Annotated in this window: 15 protein-coding genes; 6 read left to right on the plus strand and 9 right to left on the minus strand. The window is 67.7% G+C overall.

Annotated features, from left to right (window positions below):
* Positions 1 to 3: 3 nt before the first annotated feature.
* From HMPREF3113_RS00505 to glyQ, 4 genes are all read right to left on the minus strand, one after another.
* Complete coding sequence (locus HMPREF3113_RS00505) at positions 4 to 3,849, minus strand: translocation/assembly module TamB domain-containing protein (protein ID WP_070470074.1); 3,846 nt, start codon at positions 3,847 to 3,849, stop codon at positions 4 to 6.
* Complete coding sequence (locus HMPREF3113_RS00510) at positions 3,846 to 5,630, minus strand: autotransporter assembly complex protein TamA (protein ID WP_172838077.1); 1,785 nt, start codon at positions 5,628 to 5,630, stop codon at positions 3,846 to 3,848. The genes HMPREF3113_RS00505 and HMPREF3113_RS00510 overlap by 4 nt, the downstream gene beginning before the upstream one ends.
* Positions 5,631 to 5,907: 277 nt before the next feature.
* A complete protein-coding gene (glyS, locus tag HMPREF3113_RS00515) occupies positions 5,908 to 8,004 on the minus strand; it encodes a glycine--tRNA ligase subunit beta (RefSeq protein ID WP_070470077.1) in 2,097 nt (698 codons plus the stop codon).
* The gene (gene glyQ, locus HMPREF3113_RS00520) at positions 8,001 to 8,912 is read right to left on the minus strand and encodes a glycine--tRNA ligase subunit alpha (protein ID WP_070470079.1); all 912 of its coding nucleotides are present in this window, start codon (positions 8,910 to 8,912) and stop codon (positions 8,001 to 8,003) included. The genes glyS and glyQ overlap by 4 nt, the downstream gene beginning before the upstream one ends.
* A gap of 81 nt (positions 8,913 to 8,993) precedes the next feature.
* Between glyQ and HMPREF3113_RS00525 the strand changes: the two genes are divergently transcribed.
* The 3 genes from HMPREF3113_RS00525 to HMPREF3113_RS00535 all read left to right on the plus strand — a co-directional run bounded on the left by HMPREF3113_RS00525 (position 8,994) and on the right by HMPREF3113_RS00535 (position 12,560).
* Complete coding sequence (locus HMPREF3113_RS00525) at positions 8,994 to 10,832, plus strand: GspE/PulE family protein (RefSeq protein WP_070470081.1); 1,839 nt, start codon at positions 8,994 to 8,996, stop codon at positions 10,830 to 10,832.
* Complete coding sequence (locus tag HMPREF3113_RS00530) at positions 10,804 to 11,523, plus strand: glutamine amidotransferase (RefSeq protein ID WP_070470082.1); 720 nt, start codon at positions 10,804 to 10,806, stop codon at positions 11,521 to 11,523. The genes HMPREF3113_RS00525 and HMPREF3113_RS00530 overlap by 29 nt, the downstream gene beginning before the upstream one ends.
* 137 nt (positions 11,524 to 11,660) lie before the next feature.
* Positions 11,661 to 12,560 (plus strand): BPSS1780 family membrane protein, encoded by a 900-nt coding sequence (locus HMPREF3113_RS00535; RefSeq protein WP_070470085.1) that lies wholly within the window; start codon positions 11,661 to 11,663, stop codon positions 12,558 to 12,560.
* Between the two features lie 45 nt (positions 12,561 to 12,605).
* Here the strand turns inward: HMPREF3113_RS00535 and tatC are convergent, their stop codons facing one another.
* From tatC to HMPREF3113_RS00555, 4 genes are all read right to left on the minus strand, one after another.
* Positions 12,606 to 13,355 (minus strand): twin-arginine translocase subunit TatC, encoded by a 750-nt coding sequence (gene tatC, locus HMPREF3113_RS00540; protein ID WP_070470088.1) that lies wholly within the window; start codon positions 13,353 to 13,355, stop codon positions 12,606 to 12,608.
* Positions 13,352 to 13,897, minus strand: a complete 546-nt coding sequence (gene tatB / locus HMPREF3113_RS00545; RefSeq protein ID WP_070470091.1) for a Sec-independent protein translocase protein TatB — start codon at positions 13,895 to 13,897, stop codon at positions 13,352 to 13,354. Before tatB ends, tatC begins: the two co-directional genes overlap by 4 nt.
* 15 nt (positions 13,898 to 13,912) lie before the next feature.
* Positions 13,913 to 14,140 (minus strand): Sec-independent protein translocase subunit TatA, encoded by a 228-nt coding sequence (tatA, locus tag HMPREF3113_RS00550; protein ID WP_019185586.1) that lies wholly within the window; start codon positions 14,138 to 14,140, stop codon positions 13,913 to 13,915.
* A 75-nt stretch (positions 14,141 to 14,215) separates the two neighbouring features.
* A complete protein-coding gene (locus tag HMPREF3113_RS00555; protein ID WP_070470094.1) occupies positions 14,216 to 15,112 on the minus strand; it encodes a lipid-binding SYLF domain-containing protein in 897 nt (298 codons plus the stop codon).
* 187 nt (positions 15,113 to 15,299) lie between these two features.
* On the opposite strand from HMPREF3113_RS00555, the gene hemH reads away from it, so the two are divergent.
* The 3 genes from hemH (at position 15,300) to HMPREF3113_RS00570 (ending at position 19,272) form a co-directional block, all read left to right on the plus strand.
* Positions 15,300 to 16,262, plus strand: coding sequence for a ferrochelatase (gene hemH / locus HMPREF3113_RS00560; RefSeq protein ID WP_070470096.1), 963 nt, complete (start codon positions 15,300 to 15,302; stop codon positions 16,260 to 16,262).
* A complete protein-coding gene (locus HMPREF3113_RS00565; RefSeq protein WP_070470099.1) occupies positions 16,259 to 17,107 on the plus strand; it encodes an alpha/beta fold hydrolase in 849 nt (282 codons plus the stop codon). The genes hemH and HMPREF3113_RS00565 overlap by 4 nt, the downstream gene beginning before the upstream one ends.
* 434 nt (positions 17,108 to 17,541) lie before the next feature.
* Positions 17,542 to 19,272 (plus strand): methyl-accepting chemotaxis protein, encoded by a 1,731-nt coding sequence (locus HMPREF3113_RS00570; RefSeq protein WP_070470102.1) that lies wholly within the window; start codon positions 17,542 to 17,544, stop codon positions 19,270 to 19,272.
* 3 nt (positions 19,273 to 19,275) lie between these two features.
* On the opposite strand, the gene HMPREF3113_RS00575 is transcribed toward HMPREF3113_RS00570, so the two are convergent.
* A complete protein-coding gene (locus HMPREF3113_RS00575) occupies positions 19,276 to 20,232 on the minus strand; it encodes a D-2-hydroxyacid dehydrogenase family protein (RefSeq protein WP_070470104.1) in 957 nt (318 codons plus the stop codon).
* Between the last annotated feature and the right edge of the window lie 155 nt (positions 20,233 to 20,387).

Below are 20,387 nucleotides of genomic sequence, written 5' to 3' on the forward strand. Positions count from 1 at the left end.
GGCTTACTTCTCCCGCCGCCAGTTCAGCGACCCACGGTTCTCCACCGTGCTCGATTCCAGCTCCACATCGAAGCCACGCCGCAGCAGGTACTTCAGCGTCAGTACCGAACCACTGCCGACCAGCGAGACGCCGTAGCCGATGTAGAGCTTGGGCGAGATGTACTTGCCGTAGCCGATGACCGAGCCGCCCAGCGCGCGCGACTGGCTCACGCCGGCATCGTCCAGGCCGAGCTTGGCCCCCAGCTGGGAAGCGAGCAGGCCACTGCCGGCCGACAGCGCCGCCGAGGCCGCGTTGACCTGCTGGGCCTGGTCGCTGCTGGCACCGGTGAGGCTGCGGCCCAGCACCAGGTAGGCCAGTGCTTCGGACTGCGACATGGCCGGGTCCGACCACACGTCCACGCGCGGCGACTGCGCCCGCCCGGTCACATCGATACCGGCAGTGATGTCGCCGACAGTGCGCTGGGCACGGATGTTGATGCGCGGATCGGAGACCGCGTTGTAGTTCCAGTTCAAGTTGCCGCGGGTGATGGTCAGATCCTGGCCGTAGGCCTTGTAGCGGCCACTGACTTCGAGCCCGCCGTTGGCGGTCATCTCGCGTCCGGGGCGCGCCCACACCTGCATCTTGCCGGTCAGGGCGCCCTTCAACCCGAACCCGGCCATCTTGACCTGGTCGCCCAGGCTGACGGTCAGGTCCATGTCCAGCGGCGAACTGGGGCCCTCTTCCGGATCGACCGGGTCCAGCACCACCACGTCTTCGGAGACCGAGGTACCGCGATCCAGGCGCTCCAGGTCCAGGTCTGCTTCGGGCACATGCACCGTGCCACGCAGCTGCATCGCGCTGCCGGCCAGGGTGAAGTCCAGGTTGGGGTTGGCCACCACGCGCAGTTCGCTGGTATTGGCCAGCAGCACGTTCTCACCGTGGATATGCAGCTGCAGCGGCTGCGCGTCACCGAACCAGGACAGCCCGCCATCGACGTACAGTGTGCCCTTGCCGGAGTTGGCCTGGGCGGTGATCTTGGCCGAGCCGTCCGGCTGTGCGGTGAAGCTGCCCTTGCCCTCGGCGAAGGTCAGGCCCAGCGCGGGGAACTCGCCATTGAACTTGCTCAACGTGGCCTCGCCCCCCAGCGAGGGCGTGCCACGGGTGCCGCGCAGGCTGACGTGGCCTTCGATCAGCCCGGTCGGGCGCACGATGTCCGGGGAGAACAGTTCGAGCCAGTACAGGCGCGCGATGTTCATGTAGAGCTCGCCGGTCAGCGGTGCGTTGGCATCCCAGCCGGTCTGCACCTTGGCATCGACGAAGCCATCGCCCTGGAAGCCGACACCGAGCTTGGCGTTGATCTGCTGCGGGGTCATCTCCAGGTTCACCGAGAACTGGTCGTAGCGCACCAGTTCGCCACGGGCGTTGTCGCCCAGGCGCACGCCGCCTTCGCGCGAGGTGACCGAGGCACTGCCTTCCCACGCGTTGCCGCGGGGGCGGATGCGCCCGTCCAGATTCACTTCACCGCGCAGGAAGATGCGGCGGCCGGACTGCGGCGGCAGCCAGGGCTGCACCAGCGCCAGCGGCAATGCATCGCCACGTACGAGCAGGCCTTCGCGCGGCCAGTTCGCGCTGGCGCACAGCGCACCACCGGTGGCCGCGCCCAGGCAGGCATCGCTCAGGGTGACGTTGCTGCCCTGCACGCTGAAGGTGGCCGGTGCACGCAGGCTCCAGGCATCGCCCTTCATCGGTGCGATGCGCAGCGCAGTCAGGTCACCGCGCCAGGCTTGGCCCTGCTGGCGCACACCGCCCTGCAGCGCAACGGCACCAAGTTCGTTTTTCGTCTGCGCATCCACGCGCAGGTTTGACAGGCTGCCGCGCGCATCCACGTTGAGCGTGTCCAGCAGCATGCCCACCTGCAGCTTGCTGCCCTGCACCGCCAGCGTGCCGCTGTCGCCCTGCCATGGCAGGCGGCCCTTGATGCTGATCGCCTCGGCGCTCCAGTCGTCCCAGCGCAGGCCACTGCCGACCAGATCGGCGGTGATGTCCGGTGCGGTGCGAGCGCCCTTGATCAGCACGTGCCCACGCAGGCTGCCGGTGCTGTTGGGCAACAGGTCCGCCAGCTGCACCGGTTCCAGCTGTGCATCGATATCCAGGCGGTCACCGACCGAGCCCTTGGCGGTCAGGCGGCTGTTGCCCAGCGCGAGCCTGAGGTTGCCCTCGCCCTGCTCGCCGCGCAGGGCGAACTTGCCTTGGGCATCCAGCGCGCGCTTGCGCAGCGTGCCCTTGATGCCAGGTACATCGACGGTGGCTTCGTAGCTGCCGGCGGTACCGGCCGGACTGCCCGCGGGCGGCGGCAACTGGCGGCCCTTCGATGCGAACGAACCGGACAGCTTGCCGTCCCAGCCCGGCGCGAAGTAGCCCGGATCGAAGCCGGCCAGTTTGGCGGCCACGTCCCAATCCAGCTGCGGTGCCCAGGCGACCTGGCCGGTGACATCCAGCGAGCCGCCCGGCGTGCTGGCCTGCAGCTGCTTGATCACGGCGGCCTGGTCGTTGCCGCGCACGTCGAACGTCAGGTCGGCGACCTGTTTCTCGCGCTCAACCGAGGCACGGCCAACCGCCGCCCAGGCCTTCAGCGTGCCGGCCAGGCCCATGCGCGCCTCCTTGAGCGTCACCGGCACCGGCGCAGCGGCGCCCGGGGTGGTGGTATCGGCGGCGGGCACGAAGGTCAGGTCGTTGGCGACGACGGAGAACCGCAGGCTCGCGTTTTCCTTGTCGGTGAAATCCGCGATGCCTTCCAGCCGCGCCTGGCCACCGAAGCCCTTCACCTGCAGCGGCGCCACGGTCAGCACCTGGTCGGCCAGGCCGACCTTGGAGGGCGCCAGTTCCACCGCGATGTCGCCCTGCTTGAAGCTGCCCTGCAGATTGGCCTGGCCGCCCTTGCCGTCGGCCTGCACATCCAGCGCCATCGGCGTGCTGGTGCTCCCGTCCATCCCCGGCACCAGCAGTGCCAGGTCGAGTTCCTTGCTGCGTGCGGTGAGTTTCCAGACCGGATCGGTGCGGCCATCAAAGACCAGGGTGGCCTGCAGCGGCGCCGGTGCGTTGCCGGCGATCGCCACTTCCATGTGCCCCAGGTCGCCGCGTGCGACCAGCCCCAGCCGCGCCGGGGTACGCCCGCGCGGGGCCGGCATCAGCGCGCCGATGGTGATGTCGGTGTCGTAATCGCTGCGTGGCAGATAACGGCCGTCCACGCGGAAATCGCCCATGTCGCTGTCGACCTTGAGCTGGGTCGCGCGGAATTCGCCATTGGCGATCTCCACGCCACCGCGCACCTTGGCGATGTCGATCAGCGGCTGCTGCGCCTGGGTGATGCGGAAGCCATCGATGATGATCGTGTCGGCCTGGATCGCCAGTGGCATTTCGATCTGCGGCAGCGAGTCCGGCCAGGAGGGCAGCTCGAACGGCTCATCGCTCTTGGCCAGGTTCAGCGTCGCGTTCTTGATCTGCAGGGCATCGAGCTGCAGCTTGCGCCCCAGCAGCGGGCGGATGTCCGGATCCAGATAGGCGCGCTCGGCGGTGAAATGGATATCGTCGTAGCGGAAGTCCAGATCGTGCAGCACCAGCGGCCCGGCGACGGGACCATCCACCTTGCTCCACGTCAGCGACGCGCCGACCGGCAAGCGCGCGACCACCTGCGCCAGCAGCACATCGCGGCCGGCCACGGTCTGCAGCAGCCAGTACACCAGCAGCAGCGCGAGCAGCACCAGGCCGAGCACGGTGAAGCCGGACCACGCCCAGAAGCGGCGCCTGCGGTAGAAACGCACGCGCGGCGGCGGCGGGGTGGCGGGTGCGGAAGGCGTCGGCGTGCTCACAGGTCCGCTCCGATGTTCAGGTACAGCTGGAACTGCGAATCCGGGTTGTTCAGGCCGTGCGCGATATCCACGCGCACCGGGCCCACCGGCGATTTCCAGCGCACGCCGAAGCCCACGCCGGTGTGCAGGTCGATGGTGTTGTCGAACGCGCTGCCGGTATCGACGAACACCGCCGCGCCCCACGGCCCGCCCTTGAAGTAATGCTCATACTCGGCCGAGCCGACCACCAGGTTCTTCGCGCCGAGCGCGTACTTGTCCGGCGGTGCGGTGCGCGGGCCGACTTCGCGGAAGGCATACCCGCGGATGCTGCGGTCGCCACCGGCGAAGAAGCGCAGGCTCGGCGGCATCGCCACCAGGTCGCTGGTCCAGGTGGTGCCGCCTTCGCCGCGCAGGATCAGGCGGTCGGTGTCGCCGATCGGCACATACCAGCGCAGCACCATATTGGCCTGCACGAAGCTGGTGTCCGACCCGGCGCCTTCGATGCCGCCGCGCAGCGTCGCGCTGCCACTCAGGCCACGACGCGGGAACATCTCATCGTCCACGTTGACGTAGTCGGCCACCAGCTGCGGGTAGACCAGCGTGGAGGTGTTGTAGACCGCATCGGTGAACTCGGTGCCCGAAGCGTAACGCCAGCGCTCGCGCAGGGCGTTGATCGAGGCGATCGCGGTCCAGTACTCGTTGATCTCACCGCTGCGGCTGGCCGACAGCTTGAAGTTGCGGAGGTCGATGTAATCGGTCTGCTCGTCATACGCGCTGGCGGTGAACGCATACCAGCCATCGAGCCAGTTGAAGGCCGGAATGCGGTAGCTGGTGACCAGGCTCTTGCGCTTCTGCGCATAGTCGAGCTGGGTGTTCATCTTGTGCCCGCGGCTGTTGAGGAAACGCCGCTCCAGACCGCCGCGCACACCGGCGCCACTCTCGCTGCCGTAGCTCAGGCCGGCCGTGTAGATCGTGCGCTTGGCGCGGGTAAGGTTGACGTCCACCGGCACATCGCCGTTCTCATCGGCCTGGTCCGGGCGCGGCTGGATGTCGATCACGCTGAAGTAATCCAGCTTGGTCAGTGATTCGCGCAGGCGGTCCAGCTTGCCTTCGTGGAAGTAGCTGCCTTCGTCCCAATAGACCAGCGGGTCGAACAGCTTGTCGACGAAGTAATCCTGGTGGAAGCGGATTTCGCCCATGTTGTAGCGGCGGCCGCTGTCCCAGGTGAGATCGACGTCGGCCGCGTTCTCGGCACGGGTGATCTGGACCTGGCGCTGGGTGAAGTCGGCATCGAAGTAACCACGTTCGGCCAGGCGCCGGGTCACCCGGATCTTGCTGGCTTCGTACTCGGTGTGTTCGAAGCGCTGGCCCTTGCGCGGCTTGAAGTTCTCCAAGTCTTCCTGGAGGTACTGGTCCAGCTGGGCCGGGCCGGTGATGTCGATGTGCTCGCGGCGGACCACGGTCGGCGGGCCCTTGTCGACCTGGATCACCACGCGCAGGTTCTCGCCTTCGCGGGGGCTTTCCACCGTGATGGTCGGGTTGTAGTAGCCGAACGGTTCCAGCGCCTCGCGGGTCTGGCGCTCGGCCTGGGACAACAGGTACTCCAGCCGCGACTCGCCCTGGACCTTGCCGATGGTGTCGTACAGGGACAGCGAGACCTCGATGTTCTCGATCATCTCGGCGTCGTCGCCCTTGTCCAATCCTTTGATGTCCACTTTCTCGATGGTCCCCCGTGCATGTGCCACCGAGACGGTGGCAAAGGACAGGAACATCAGCGGAAGGGCGAATTTCGTTGGCTGCATGGCGACAGCATAACGGGCCATCGCGAGCATGCGAAATCGGCGTGGCTGTTTCAGAACGGCGGTGAAGAAGCCGTTAAATTCCGCGAGAAAGTCGCCAGCGTCAGGTCGGCCCGGATCGATGACAGCACGGTGTCGGACAGAAGCGTCCGCGACATCGGACGAGGCATCCGGCACGCCGCCTGCGCACGGCATCGCCTCGTCCCACACACGCAGAAGGCGCGAACCGCCGAAGCCGTCGCGCCTTCTGGTGAGCCTCGGGGCGTCCTGCCCCGCAGCGTCAGTTGGACAGGTGTTCGATCGCCGCCACGCTGCCCAGGCGGTCGCCCAGGCGCTTGAGCAGGGCCAGGCGATTGGCCCGCAGCGCGGGGTCCTCGGCATTGACCATCACCGCATCGAAGAACGCGTCCACCTGCGGGCGCAGGCGCGCCAACCGGTTCAACACGCTCACGTAGTCCTTCTGGTGCAGGCTGGCGTTGCTGTCGTCGATGGCCGCTTCCACCGCTTCGGCCAGTTCGCTTTCGGCCGGCTCGGCCAGCAGCGCCGGGTCGATCATGCCCGGGATCGCGCCCTCGGCCTTGCGCAGGATGTTGCGGATGCGCTTGTTGGCCGCGGCCAGTGCCTCGGCTTCCGGCAGCGCGGCGAAGGTGCCGATGGCATCGATGCGGCGGTCGAAGTCGTACAGCGACGCTGGCTTCAGCTCGGCGACCGCGTTGAAGTGCGTGGCCGGCACGCCCTTGTCGGCGTAATAGCCGCGCAGACGATCGATCACGAAGTCGTACAGCTCCTGCGGCAGCGCCTCGGTCTTGCGCTCGGCACTGGGCTGCACGCCCGCCGGCAGACCGGCGATGGCGGTGGCGACCAGCGCGCGCAGATCCAGATCGAACCCGCTCTCGATCACCGTACGGGCCAGGCCCAGCGCATTGCGGCGCAGCGCGAACGGATCCTTGTTGCCGGTCGGCTTCAGGCCCGCGGCAAAGCCACCGGCCAGCGTATCCAGACGCTCGGCGATGGCCAGCACCTTGCCCAGCGGCGACAGCGCGATGTCATCCCCACCAAAGCGCGGCTGGTAAGCCTCGTCGATGGCCAGCGCCACCTCCGGCGACTCCCCGCCAACCACGGCGTAATGACGGCCGGCGATGCCCTGCAGCTCCGGGAACTCGTTGACCATGCGCGACTGCAGGTCGTTCTTGGCCAGCACCGCGGCGCGCTTGGCCAGCACCGGCTCGACGCCCACCTGCGGGGCGATGGCCTCGGCGAGAGCGGCCACGCGGGCGACCTTGTCGGCGACCGAGCCCAGCTTGGCCTGGTAGGTGACGGTCTTCAGGCCGTCGCCCATGGATTCCAGGCCCTGCTTCAGATCTTCGTCGAAGAAGAACTTGGCATCGGAGAAGCGCGGGCGGATCACGCGCTCGTAGCCCTTGGCCACTTCGGCCACGTCCTTGGACTCGATGTTGGCGATGCCGATGAACTTCTCGGTCAGCTTGCCGCCGGCATCGAGCACCGGGAAGAACTTCTGGTTGATCTCCATCGTCTCGATCAGCGCTTCCTGCGGCACCGCCAGGAACTCGCGCTCGAAACTGCATAGCACCGGCGCCGGCCATTCGACCAGGTTGACCACCTGTTCCAGGTTGTCCGGGGTGATGCGCGCCTGGCCGCCGGCCTGGGCCGCCGCCGCGTTGACCTGCTCGACGATGCGGGTACGGCGCGCGTCGGCATCGACCAGTACATAGGCGGCCTGTAGCGAGGCAACGTAGTCCTCCGGCGCGCTCAGCCACACGGTCTTGTCATGCATGAAGCGATGGCCGCGGCTCATGCGGTCGGCCTTCAGGCCCAGCACCTCGGCCTCGATGATGTCCGGACCGTGCAGCAGCACCAGCCAATGCACCGGGCGCGCGAAGCCGTAGGTGTGGCTGCCCCAGCGCATCGGCTTGGGGATCGGCATCGCGGCGATTGCCTCGCGCAGGATCTCCGGCAGCAGCGTCGCGGTGCGCGCGCCCGGCGTGGTGGAGCGGTGCACGAAGCGCTCGCCCTTGGCATCGCTGGTGCGCTCCAGCGCGGTCCACTCGATCCCGGCCTTGGCCGCGAAGCCCTGCAATGCCTTGGTCGGCTGACCCTCGGCGTCCAGCGCGATGTTCAGGTACGGACCCAGCACTTCGCTGTGCTGTTCCGGCTGTTCCACGGCCACGCCGGGCAGCAGCACGGCCAGGCGGCGCGGGGTCGATAGCGGCTTGGCATCGCCGCGTTCAATGGTCACGCCACGCATGGTCAGGCCATCCACGACGCCATCGAAGAAAGCCTGGGCCAAGCCCGGCAGCGCCTTGACCGGCAGTTCTTCGGTCCCCAGTTCAATCAGCAGCGGCTGCATCGTGCTCATGCCTGCACCTCCTTGGCGGCCACGGCTTCCAGGCGCTTGGCCTCGTACAGCCTGGCCACGGCCTGGGCCAGCGCGCGCACACGCAGGATGTAACGCTGGCGCTCGGTCACGCTGATCGCGCGGCGCGCATCCAGCAGGTTGAACGCATGGCTGGCCTTGCAGACCTGCTCATACGCGGGCAGCGGCAGGCCGACATCGACCAGCGTCTGCGCTTCTTTTTCGCAGGCATCGAAACGATGGAACATTTCGTCCACGTCGGCGTATTCGAAGTTGTAGGTGCTCTGCTCGATCTCGTTCTGCAGGTACACATCGCCATAGGTGACCGGGGTGCCATCCGGACCGTAGGTCCAGATCAGGTCATAGACGTTGTCGCAGTTCTGCAGGTACATGCACAGGCGCTCCAGACCGTAGGTGATCTCGCCGAGCACCGGCTTGCACTCCAGGCCGCCGGCCTGCTGGAAATAGGTGAACTGGGTGACTTCCATCCCGTTCAACCACACTTCCCAGCCCAGGCCCCAGGCGCCGAGGGTCGGCGATTCCCAGTTGTCCTCGACGAAGCGCAGGTCATGCACCAGCGGATCGATGCCCAGCGCCTTGAGCGAATCCAGATACAGCTGCTGGATGTTGTCCGGGCTCGGCTTCATCGCCACCTGGTACTGGTAGTAGCGCTGCAGGCGGTTGGGGTTCTCGCCGTAGCGGCCGTCGGTGGGGCGGCGCGACGGCTGCACATACGCGGCATTCCAGCTTTCCGGACCGATCGAGCGCAGGAACGTGGCCGGGTGGAAGGTGCCTGCACCCACCTCCAGGTCCAGCGGCTGGATCAGCACGCAGCCCTGCTGCGCCCAATACTGGTTGAGGGTCTGGATCAGGCCCTGGAAAGTGATCGGAACGTTCGGGATCGCGGACATGCGGCGGATTCTTGCCTGCAGAAGGGGTGCGCTAGTATAGCGACCGACCGCACGGGCCTTCCGTGCCTGGGGAAATGGAGGATGGATCCACGCCTGCCTGCGGCTTCTGCCAGCGTCCCTGCGGGGGTCGTGCCCCTGCCGCACGGGCGGCTGGATTTCGACCAGGTCGCCGCAGCCCTGGTTGCCGATGGCCTGGTCGCCGCCGCCGATCTGGAGCGCATCCGCTTTTCCGCCCCGGGCGCACGCAATGCCAGCGAGGTCCACCCGCTGGTGCTGCTGGCCAACCTTAAACTGGGCGCCAGCGCAGGCGGTGAGCTCGGCCTGGAGCGCCTGAGCGAGTGGCTGGCCCAGCGCGCGGGCGTGCGCTACCTGCGGGTGGACCCGACCCGGGTCGACGTCTCGGCGGTCACCGCCCTGGTTTCCCATGCCTATGCCCGCCGCCACCGCTTCCTGCCGCTGGCGGTGGACAGCGAGCGCGTGCTGGTCGCCACCAGCGAGCCGCTGGCCCAGGAATGGTTGCGCGACCTGCAGCACCTGAGCCGCCGCCGGATCGAGCTGGCGATGGTGAACCCGCTCGATCTGCACCGCTACACCATGGAGTTCTACGGGGTGACGCGCTCGGTGCGCGGCGCCCGTGGCGATGTCCGGGGCGAAGCCAGCAGCACCCTGCCCAGCTTCGAGCAGCTGGTCGAGCTGGGCCGCGCCGGTGACGTCAACGCCGACGACCAGCACATCGTGCACATCGTGGATTGGCTGCTGCAGTACGCCTATGAGCAGCGCGCCTCGGACATCCACCTGGAGCCGCGCCGCGACATGGGCCGCATGCGCTTCCGCATCGATGGGGTGCTGCACAAGGTGTTCGAGGTGCCGCCGGCGGTGATGACCGCCGTGGTCAGCCGGATCAAGGTGCTGGGCCGGATGGACCTGGCCGAACGTCGCCGCCCGCAGGATGGCCGCATCAAGACCCGTTCGCCGGGCGGGCGCGAAGTGGAGATGCGCCTGTCGACCATGCCCACCGCGTTCGGCGAAAAGTGCGTGATGCGCATCTTCGACCCGGATGCGGCGTTCAAGAGCATCGACCAGCTGGGTTTCAGCCCGCAGGAAGCGGCTGGCTGGAGCGCCCTGGTCGAGCGCCCGCACGGCATCGTGCTGGTCACCGGGCCGACCGGCTCGGGCAAGACCACCACCCTGTATTCCACGCTGAAGCGGCTGGCCACGCCGGACGTCAACGTGTGCACGGTGGAAGACCCGATCGAAATGATCGCGCCGGAATTCAACCAGATGCAGGTGCAGACCAACATCGATCTGGACTTCGCCAGCGGCGTGCGCACCCTGCTGCGGCAGGACCCGGACATCATCATGATCGGCGAGATCCGCGACCTGGAGACCGCGCAGATGGCGGTCCAGGCCTCGTTGACCGGCCACCTGGTGCTGTCCACCCTGCACACCAACGATGCGCCCTCGGCGATCACCCGCCTGCTCGATCTGGGCGTGCCGCATTACCTGCTTGCCTCCACCCTCAACGGGGTGCTGGCCCAGCGCCTGGTGCGCACCCTGTGCACCAGCTGCAAGGTGCCCACGGTGCTCTCGGCCGAGCAATGGGCGGTGCTGACTGATGCCGATGCAGCATTACCTCAGGCGCCCACGCCATATGCACCGGTCGGCTGCATCGACTGCCGACGCACCGGTTTCCTCGGTCGCGTGGGCCTGTATGAGTTGCTGCCATTGGGTTCCAGCCTGCGCCGGCACATCCGCGCGGACATGGATCTGGCCGCCTTCAACCGTGCCGCACGTGCTGAAGGGGTACGAACCCTGCGTCGCGCAGGGCTTGAAAAGGTAGCGGCAGGGCTGACTACAATCGAGGAAGTCCTCTCGGTCCTGCCTCCCCCGGATGAATTCCGCCCCGTTCCTGATTCTTGAAACCGGCCAACCCGTCGCCTCGCTGCGCCGCTACGGGCGGTTTTCGCACTGGATCCGGGTCGCGGCCGGGCTGGATGCCGACGAGACCGTGGTGGTGGATGTCGAGCAGGGCGGCACCCTGCCCAGCCACCGCGATTTTGCCGGCGTGATCGTCAGCGGCTCGGCCGCCTACGTTACCGACCGCGCCGAGTGGAGCGAACGCAGCGCGCAGTGGCTGCGCGAAGCCGCCCACGACGACCGCCCGGTGTTCGGCATCTGCTACGGCCACCAGCTGCTCGCCCACGCGCTGGGCGGCGAAGTCGCCTACAACCCGGCCGGGCGCGAGTCCGGCACGATCGAGCTGGCGCTGGATCCATCGGCGGTGGACGATCCGCTGTTCGGCGGCCTGCCCGCACGCTTCCCGGCCCACGCCACCCACCTGCAGACGGTGCTTCGCGTACCCGAAGGTGCCGCGATCCTGGCGCGCTCGGCGCAGGACAACTGCCATGCCTTCCGCTGGGGCGCGCATGCCTGGGGCGTGCAGTTCCATCCGGAGTTCGCCACCCACCACATGCGTGGCTACGTCCGCGCCCGCGCCGAGTGCATCCGCCAGCACGGCGGGTGCGCGCGCAGCGTCGCCCGCGACGTCAGCGCCGCGCCGCTGGCCCGCCAGCTGCTGCGCCGTTTCGTCCGCCAGGCACGCAACGCCTGAGGCCCGTGCGGGGACGTCATCCGGGCGCAACGCAGCGTCCGCGCCGCGCAGGGCGGCCTTCAGGTCACGCGCCGGGAAAACAGGGATAATCGACCGCAATCGGGCGTTCGCGCCTCCTCCCCTGTCCCCGGAATGTTATGAGCGAGATTCGCAAGCTGCCGGCCTCCGCCGGCGCGGAATGGCTGGTGTCGGGTTTCACCCTCCTGCGCAAGGCGCCGCTGGCGCTGGGCCTGCTCGGCGTGATCTGGGCCGTGGCCGCGTTGCTGGTGATGTCGCTGGCGATGGTCAGCCCGGCGCTGAGCACGCTGGCGCAGCTGTTGATGGCACTGGCCGGCCCGCTGTTCTTCGGCGGCCTGGTCTGGGCCGTGCGCGAAGTCGACCAGGGTCGCGTGGCGCAGCCGTCGCACCTGCTGCAGGGCCTGCATGAAGGCCGCGCCTTGAACCTGCTCGCCTCGCTGCTGCCGCAGTTGGTGGCCGGCCTGTTCCTGGGCGTGCTGTTGCTGGTGTTGATCGGCAGCAGCGGCCTGCAACACCTGAGCGAGGTGATGGTGCAGCTCAACGCGATCAGCCAGTCCGGCGCGCAGCCGGACCCGGCGCAGATCGAAGAGTTGATGGCGAGCCTGCCGGCGATGCGCATCCTGCTGTGGCTGGCGCTGGTGGTGGTGACCTTCCTGGCGATGGCGCTGGCGCTGTTCACCCTGCCGCCGCAGGTGATGTTCGAGCACCGCAACGGCCTGCAGGCGATGCGCCTGAGCCTGCGCGCCTGCCTGCACAACGTGCTGGCGATGCTGGTGTTCTTCCTGCTCGCCTTCGTGGCGGTGTTTGCGATCTACTTCGGCGTGATGCTGGTGGCCCTGATCGCGCAGCTGATCGGCGGCACGATGCTCGCGCTGTTCGTGGCGCAGCTGCTGCTGATGGGCGTGGTGATGCCGGTCTTCGCCGGTGCCATCTACACGGCGTGGAAGCAGATGTTCGGCCAGCAGGGTCCGCAGACCCCGCCGCCGATGCCGGGCCCGAACAACGTGTTCGCGGCCTGATCCAAACAGAAAACCCCGGCCTTGGCCGGGGTTTTTGTTTGTGCCTTACTCCGGCTGTTCTTTCCCGCCCGGGCGTGGCACCAGCCAGCGCGCGGCGTGGATGCCCAGTTCGTAGAGCAGGCACATCGGAATGGCCAGCATCAGCTGCGAAACCACGTCCGGCGGCGTCAGCACCGCGGCCAGCACGAAGATGCCGACGATCGCGTAGCCGCGGCCTTCCTTGAACTGCTGCGGCGTGATCCAGCCCAGCAGCACCAGGATCACCATCGCCACCGGCAGCTCGAAGCTGGTGCCGAAGGCGAAGAAGATCGCCAGCACGAAATCCAGGTAAGCGGTCGCATCCGGCGTGATCGCAATCACCTCCGGGCGGAACGCGGTCAGGAAGTGGAACACCGCCGGCAACACCAGGAAATACGCGAACGCGCAGCCCAGATAGAACAGCAGCACCGACGAGGCCAGCAACGGCACCGCCAGGCGTTTTTCGCGGGCATACAGGCCCGGTGCCACGAACGACCACAGCTGGAACAGCAGCCACGGCACGGCGATGAACACCGCCACGAAGAAGGTCAGTTTCAACGGCGCGAAGAAGGCGCCGGCCGGGTTGGTCGCGATCATCGTCTGCCCGTTCGGCAGCTGCGAGATCAGCGGTTCGGCGATCATCGTGTAGATCTGCCGCGAGAACGGCATCAGGCCCAGCAACACCACGCCCAGGCCGATCAACGCGCGCACCAGGCGCGCGCGCAGTTCGATCAGGTGTTCGACCAGCGAACTCTCGTTGCTTTCATGCTCGCTCATCGCGGTGCCTCATCGTTCGGCAGCGTGGGCGCAGGCGTCGGTGGCGCAGTGTGCGTTGACGCCGGCGGGGCCGTCGGCACGTCCGCACGCGGCGCGCTGCCATCGATGCCCGGCGGCGCCATCGCATCACGCGGCGGCTCCACCTCATCGGGGGCCACCACATGCTGGGCCACGCTGGCCGGGGAACCCGGCGCGGGGCCGGTCATCACCGGTTCGTCGTCCGCAGCGGCCGCCGCAATGCCATCGCCATGCTGCGCCACGTCCTGGCGCATCTGCTCGGCCTCGCGGCGTACTGCTTCGCCACTGGCGCGCAGCTGCGACTCGGTATCGCGCATCGAGGTCTTCACATCGTCGAACTGCCGCTTGATCTCTTCGGCATGCAGTTCGCGCTCGAGCTCCTGCTTCACCGAATCCCACTGGTTGCGCGCGCGGCGCACCCACAGCCCGGCGAAGCGGGCTGCCTTGGGCAGCCGCTCGGGGCCGAGGACGACCAGGGCCACCACCGCGATGACCAGCAGTTCACTGAAACCGATATCGAACACGCCAAGCCGCCCGGATCAGCGCGGGTCGCGGTCGTGCTCGGTCTGCGACGTCGTCGTCGAGTCCTGCGGACGCGAACTGTCGCTGAGCTGCGCGTTCGGCTTGTCCTCGTCGCGCATGCCCTTCTTGAATTCCTTGACGGCGCTGCCAAGGTCCTTGGCGCCGCTGGTCAGTTTCTTGGTGCCGAACACCAGCAGAACGATGACCAGCACGACCAACCAATGCCAGATGCTGAAACTGCCCATGAGCCGCTCGCGTTACGTAGTGATCAGACGGTTGAGCATAGCGCACCGGCGGTAAGCCGGCGCGCGTGACAAAAGTCAGTTGCCGTCCAGCGATTCGGTACGGACTTCACCGTCGCCGACCGGCTGGAAGCCCTGCTGCGCGGCCGGTTGCGCCGGCACGGACTGCAGCGGTGCCGTGGTCGCGCCAGCATTGGCCGGGGCCGGTGCCTGTTCAGGTCGAACCGGTACAGCGGCCGCACGCGGCGCTGGCGCGGGCGCCGGTGCGCTGCCTGCGGTGCCACGCTTCTCGCGGGCGGTATAGGTGGCTTCTTCCAGGCGATCCCGGAAGGCGACCACGTCCACCGACGGCGGCTCACCGACACGGCCTTCAAAGACCATGCGCGGCGTGGTGTTGCTGCCGTAGGCATCCAGGTTGGCGGCATCGTCGATCTGCAGCACGGCACCATCCAGCGCCACACCGGCAAACAGGCCGCGGGCGCGCGACCAGGACCAGATTTCGGCCTTCAGCTGGCCATCGGTGGCGGCGGCGGCGTTGCGGCCGACCGGACCGGCGGCGACGCCGGCATCGGCGCCCAGGGTGAACTTGCCGTTCACGAGATTGTCCAGGCTGCGGTCATTGCGGAACACCAGCACCACGTCGGAGGACTGCACACCGGCCTGGAAGCCGATGCTGCCGCCGGTGAGCTTCACGAACACCGGGTTGGACCAGCTGCCGTCGGGCGTCTTGACCGACATCAGGCCGTGGCCGCGACGGCCACCGATCACCAGGCCGGCTTTGATGGTGTCAGGGATGACGACGACCGCGCGACCTTCGTCGAGCAGCTTGTCGGGAATCCCCTGCTCGGGGATGCCCTGGATTTCATTCAGGACGCGCACGGCATTGCGGGCGCGCTGGTCCTCCTGTGGCCCGGCCATGGCCTGGGTCGACAGCAGGCTGGCGGTGATCAGCAGTACAAGGCTGAGGCGGCGCATGGGTGGGCTCCAGAAAGTCGATTCATACAAGATAGCGGCACGTTCGACCGGGGTCGATACGCTTCTGGACGTTAGAAGCCCGGCGATGAATCGGCAATGAGTATTCCGGGCTATCGATATGCCTACTGGATCGTGTTCATCATCCAAATCCATCCCGCCAATCGCGCAGACCTGCGAGAATGGCGACATGCTCGACGCACCCGACACCGCCGTGCTGGCGGTCAATCTAGGCACGCCCGAGACGCCAACCGCCCCGGCGGTGCGTCGCTACCTGGCTGAGTTCCTCAGCGATCCGCGCGTGGTCGCGATTCCGCCACTGTTCTGGAAACCCTTGCTGTACGGGCTGATCCTGCCATTGCGCAGTGGTCGATCGGCCGCCAAATACGCCCAGATCTGGCTGCCGGAGGGCTCCCCGCTGATGGTCTACACGCGCCGGCTGGCCGAGGCCATGCAGGGCATGATGCCCGATCTGCGGGTGCGCCATGCGATGCGTTATGGCGCCCCGGCGCTGCCGGCCGAGCTGGACCGGCTGGCCGCCGAGGGCATGAAACGGATCGTGGTACTGCCGTTGTACCCGCAGTATTCGACCACCACCACGGCCTCGATCGAGGACCAGGTGCGCGAGTGGCAGCCGAAGCATCCCGGCGTCACCGTGACCCTGGTGCGCGATTACGCGGTCGATCCGGACTGGGTCGCCGCCGTCGCCGGCAGCATCCGCCAGTGGTGGGAGCACCACGGTCGCGGCGAGAAGCTGGTGTTCTCTTTCCATGGCATCCCGCAGCGCCTGGCCGATGCCGGCGATCCGTATCCGCAACGCTGCGAGGCCAGTGCGCGGGCGATCGCGCAGGCCCTGGAGCTGACCGACGATGCCTGGCAGTTGACCTACCAGTCGCGGTTCGGCCGCGAGAAGTGGCTGCAGCCCTATGCCGAGCCCACCCTGTGGGCAATGGCAGACAGCGGCGTGCGCAGCATGGACGTGGTCTGCCCTGGCTTTGCCACGGACTGCCTGGAAACGCTGGAGGAAGTGGCGATGGGCTTTACCGAAACCGTGGCCCAGCGCGGCGCGACCATGCGCTACATCCCCTGCCTCAACGATGCGCAGGCGCATGCACTGGCGCTGTCGCGGCTGAGCATCGCGGCATTGGCATGACCCTGCAGCCGTTCTCCCTGGCGGTCGCCGGCAGCAGCGTGGCGGGGCTGCGGTCGCCTGTGAGCGGTGGCCTGCGTGTGCTGGCGCTGCACGGCTGGCTCGACAACGCGGCCAGCTTCGTGCCGTTGGCCGCGCAGCTGCCCGGGCTCGAGCTGGTGGCGATCGATCTGCCCGGGCACGGCCACAGCGCGCATCTGCCGCCCGGCACGCAATACAACACACCCGGTGCGATCTGCCATGTCCTTGAAGTTGCCGATGCGCTGGGCTGGGATCGCTTCGTGCTGCTCGGCCATTCGATGGGCGCGGGCATCGCCAGCCTCACCGCAGCGGCCGCACCGGAGCGCGTGGAGCGCCTGATCGCGATCGAGGCGCTCGGCGGCCTGCGCGGTCCGGAGAATGAGACAGCACAGCGTCTTCGCGAACACGTGCGCGCCGCGCGTGCACTGTCCACCCGCAGGCTGCGTGTGTTCCCCGATCTGGCTGCGCCGATCCGCGCCCGCATGGTGGCCAACCAGCTCAGCGAGCCGTGCGCGCGCCTGCTGGTCGAACGTGGCGTCAAACCGGTCGAGGGCGGGTACAGCTGGTGCAGCGATCAACGCCTGATGCTGCCCACCGCGATGCGCCTGAGTGAGGCGCAGATCGACGACCTGCTCGCCGCGATCGAATGCCCGACCCAGGTGATCTACGCCACCCCCGCACAGTCGTACTACCCCGAGCCGCTGCGCAGCGAACGCATCGGCCTGCTGCGTGACGGGCAGCTGGCGGTGTTCCCGGGCACGCATCATCTGCACATGGAGCATCCAGACGTGGTGGGCGAGGTAATCCGCCGCTTCCTGGCCGAATGACGCCCCTCGCGTAGGCGCATGTGAGGCGCCAGCACGCGACGGTCCGGCGCGTGCTGCTGGAGCAGAGTGTGGTGACCGGCCGATGTCACGCCGCTCAACTTTTCCATTTCCGGGCCGATACCAAGGACGCAGCCCGCCATGCGCGGTCTGCACTGCCGCTTGCTCCGCCGTTGCGAAGCCGCGTATCCATCAGGGCTTCCAGGGAAGGTCGTAAGCAATGTCGGATTGGCCGCGCCATCGCCCACCGGGCCGCGCCATGCCGGTGGCACCTGCCGCCATGGCACGCACGCATCCTCTTGCACGCGCACCGGCTCTGCGCCCACACCCCTCTCATCCCGCTGCCACGCCCACCGCATTGCCGGTGTCTGGGGTGGCATCCGCCTGTGCGTCTGCGCGCGACGGATTCCCTGCTTTCTACTGATCCTGGAGTCGCTATGTCCGCCATTTCCCACGCCCCGCCCCGTCCGCCGGATCACGTGCTGCGCTCCGCGCTCCGCACCGATACGGTGTGTCTGCTTGCTGCAGGTGTGTTGTTGCTGGTCTCGTTGATCATCGCGGTATGGCAACGACAGCCATGGTCCGTGCTGCCACTCGCGATCGGGGCGGCGCTGCTGTGGGTGCTGGCGACGCGCACCCGGCGACAGGCATTGGCGCTGGTCCGCGCTGAAGAACGCGCCACCTCGGCGGTTGCCGAGCTCACCCAGCGCTACCAGGCCGCGGACGTCGTCCATCAGCACGACAGCCAGGTCCGCCAGGCCCTCGACGTCTCGCGCACCGCGATGATGATCGCCGACAACGATCACGTGATCCGCTACGTCAACCAGTCGGTGGTGACCTTGCTGCGCAACCAGCAGGCCAGCCTGCGCGAGGCCTTTCCGGACTTCGATGCCGAGCGTCTGGTCGGCAGCAGCATCCATCGCTTCCATGCCAATCCGGACCGCATCCGCGCCATCCTCAATACCTTGATGGCCACCCACCATGGCCGCGTCCGGATCGGCCCGGTGCACTTCGCCCAGGTGGTGACGCCGGTCTTCGATGCGCAGGGGCAGCGCCAGGGCTTCGCGGTGGAGTGGCATGACCGCACGCATGAGCTGCTGTTGGAGAACGCGGTGGCGGGCATCGTCGACGCCGCCAGCAAGGGCGATCTTGATCGCCGCCTGCAGGCCACCGATGGCGGCGCCAGTTTCCTCAATGGCCTGACCGGCGGCATCAACCAGCTGCTGGACAGCGTGGGCGGCACGGTCGGTGAAATCCGCCGGATGCTGTCCGCGCTGGCCGACGGGGATCTGGATCAACGCATGCAGGGCGATTTCCATGGCTCGTTCGAGGCCATGCAGCGCGACGCGAACGCAACGGCAGCGCAGCTGACCGCGATGGTGGAGCGCATCAAGCAGTGCACAGGTTCGATCTCGCTGGCCGCCAGTGAGATCGCCAGTGGCAACGATGATCTATCCGAGCGCACCGAGCGCCAGGCCGCGCATCTGGAAGAGACCGCGGCCTCGATGGAGGAACTGACCTCCACGGTGCGCCAGAACGCCGAACATGCACGTCAGGCCAGCTCACTGGCCCACGGTGCGCATGACGTCGCCACGCGCGGCAGCCACGTGGTCAGCCAAGTGGTAACGACCATGGATGGGATCCAGACTGCATCACGCCGGATCGGCGACATCACCCGGGTGATCGACGGCATCGCCTTCCAGACCAATATTCTTGCCCTCAACGCCGCCGTGGAAGCCGCACGCGCAGGTGAGCAGGGTCGCGGCTTTGCGGTGGTCGCCAGCGAGGTGCGCATTCTCGCCCAGCGCTCGGCCGATGCGGCCAAGGAGATCAAGAACCTGATCGACGCCTCCGTGGTGCAGGTCGCCGAGGGCGCGCGCCTGGTGCAGGACGCCGGCCAGACCATGGGCGAGATCGTCAGCAGCGTGGCCAGCGTCAGCGGGATCATGGCCGAGATTTCATCGGCCTCGCAGGAGCAGGCCGCGGGCATCGATCAAGTCAACCAGACCGTGGCGCAGATGGACGACGCCACCCAGCAGAACGCAGCGCTCGTTGAGGAAGCCAGTGCCGCCGCACGCTTGTTGGAAGCGCAGGCGGCCGACCTCACCCAGGCGGTGGCCGTGTTCCGTCACCAGGCCCACCCCGTGCGCCACTCCGCGCTGGCGTGATCCTCAGCCCAGCGTGCGCTGCGGCGTGCGCTGCAGCCAGGCGGCGATGTTCTCGACCGCCTGGCCGAAATAGTCCCGGTAATTGCGCTCGGTGACGTAGCCCAGATGGGGCGTCGCCAAGACGTTGGGTAATGTGCGCAGCGGATGCCCTGCCGGGAGGGGTTCGATGTCGAAGACATCCAGGCCAACACCGGCGATGCGCTTTTCAGTCACGGCATCGATCAACGCCTGCCGATCAACGAGACCGGCCCGCGCGGTATTGATCAGGCACGCGTGCGTCGGCAGACAGGCCAGCGTGTCGGCATCCACGATTCCGCGGCTGCGTTCGCCCAGGACCAGATGCAGCGAGACCACGTCACTGCCGGCGAACAGCGCCTGCTTGGACGTGGCCAATTGCACCCCCGCCGCCGCCGCACGGGCGGCATCGAGATTCGGACTCCATGCACTGACATGCATCCCGAACGCCTGGCCGATCTGCGCTACGCGTTGACCGATCTTGCCCAGCCCCAGCAGTCCCAACCGCGCACCATGCAGGTCACGGCCGACCGTCTGCTGCCACGGTCCATCGCTGCGTAGCGCGTTGACCTCCGGCACCAGTTGACGCATCAGGCCGAGGATCAGCGCCCAGGTCATCTCCACGGCAGGCTCGGGATGGCTGTCGGTGCCGCAGACGATGATCCCCTGTGCTTTCGCTGCCGCGACATCGACCGCCGCATTGCGCATGCCGCTGGTGATCAGCAGGCGGAGACGGGGCAAGCGGGCCAACAGAGCCGCGGTGATGGGTGTGCGTTCGCGCATGACCACCAGGATGTCGGCATCGCCGAGCGCGGCTACCAGTGCATCGCCGGTGTGTGGCGTCGTCAGCGTGCGTACCTGCACCGCCTCGCCGAGCGCGTTCCAGTCGGCATACGCCATCGCGGCGTTCTGGTAGTCGTCGAGAATCACGCAGTTCAGCGCCATGGGGGGTCGTCCATCGTCATCAGCAGCCGTGACGATACGCCCGTGCAGTGGCGCGCTCTACGGACAGACACGACACCTCGCGGCGTGTCGGGCACGCGTTGGACACGCACTTGATCGCGGACAAAAAGAAAACCCCGCTGCGTGAGCAGCGGGGT

The organism is Stenotrophomonas sp. HMSC10F06, assembly GCF_001807865.1.
GTDB classification, from domain to species: domain Bacteria; phylum Pseudomonadota; class Gammaproteobacteria; order Xanthomonadales; family Xanthomonadaceae; genus Stenotrophomonas; species Stenotrophomonas bentonitica_A.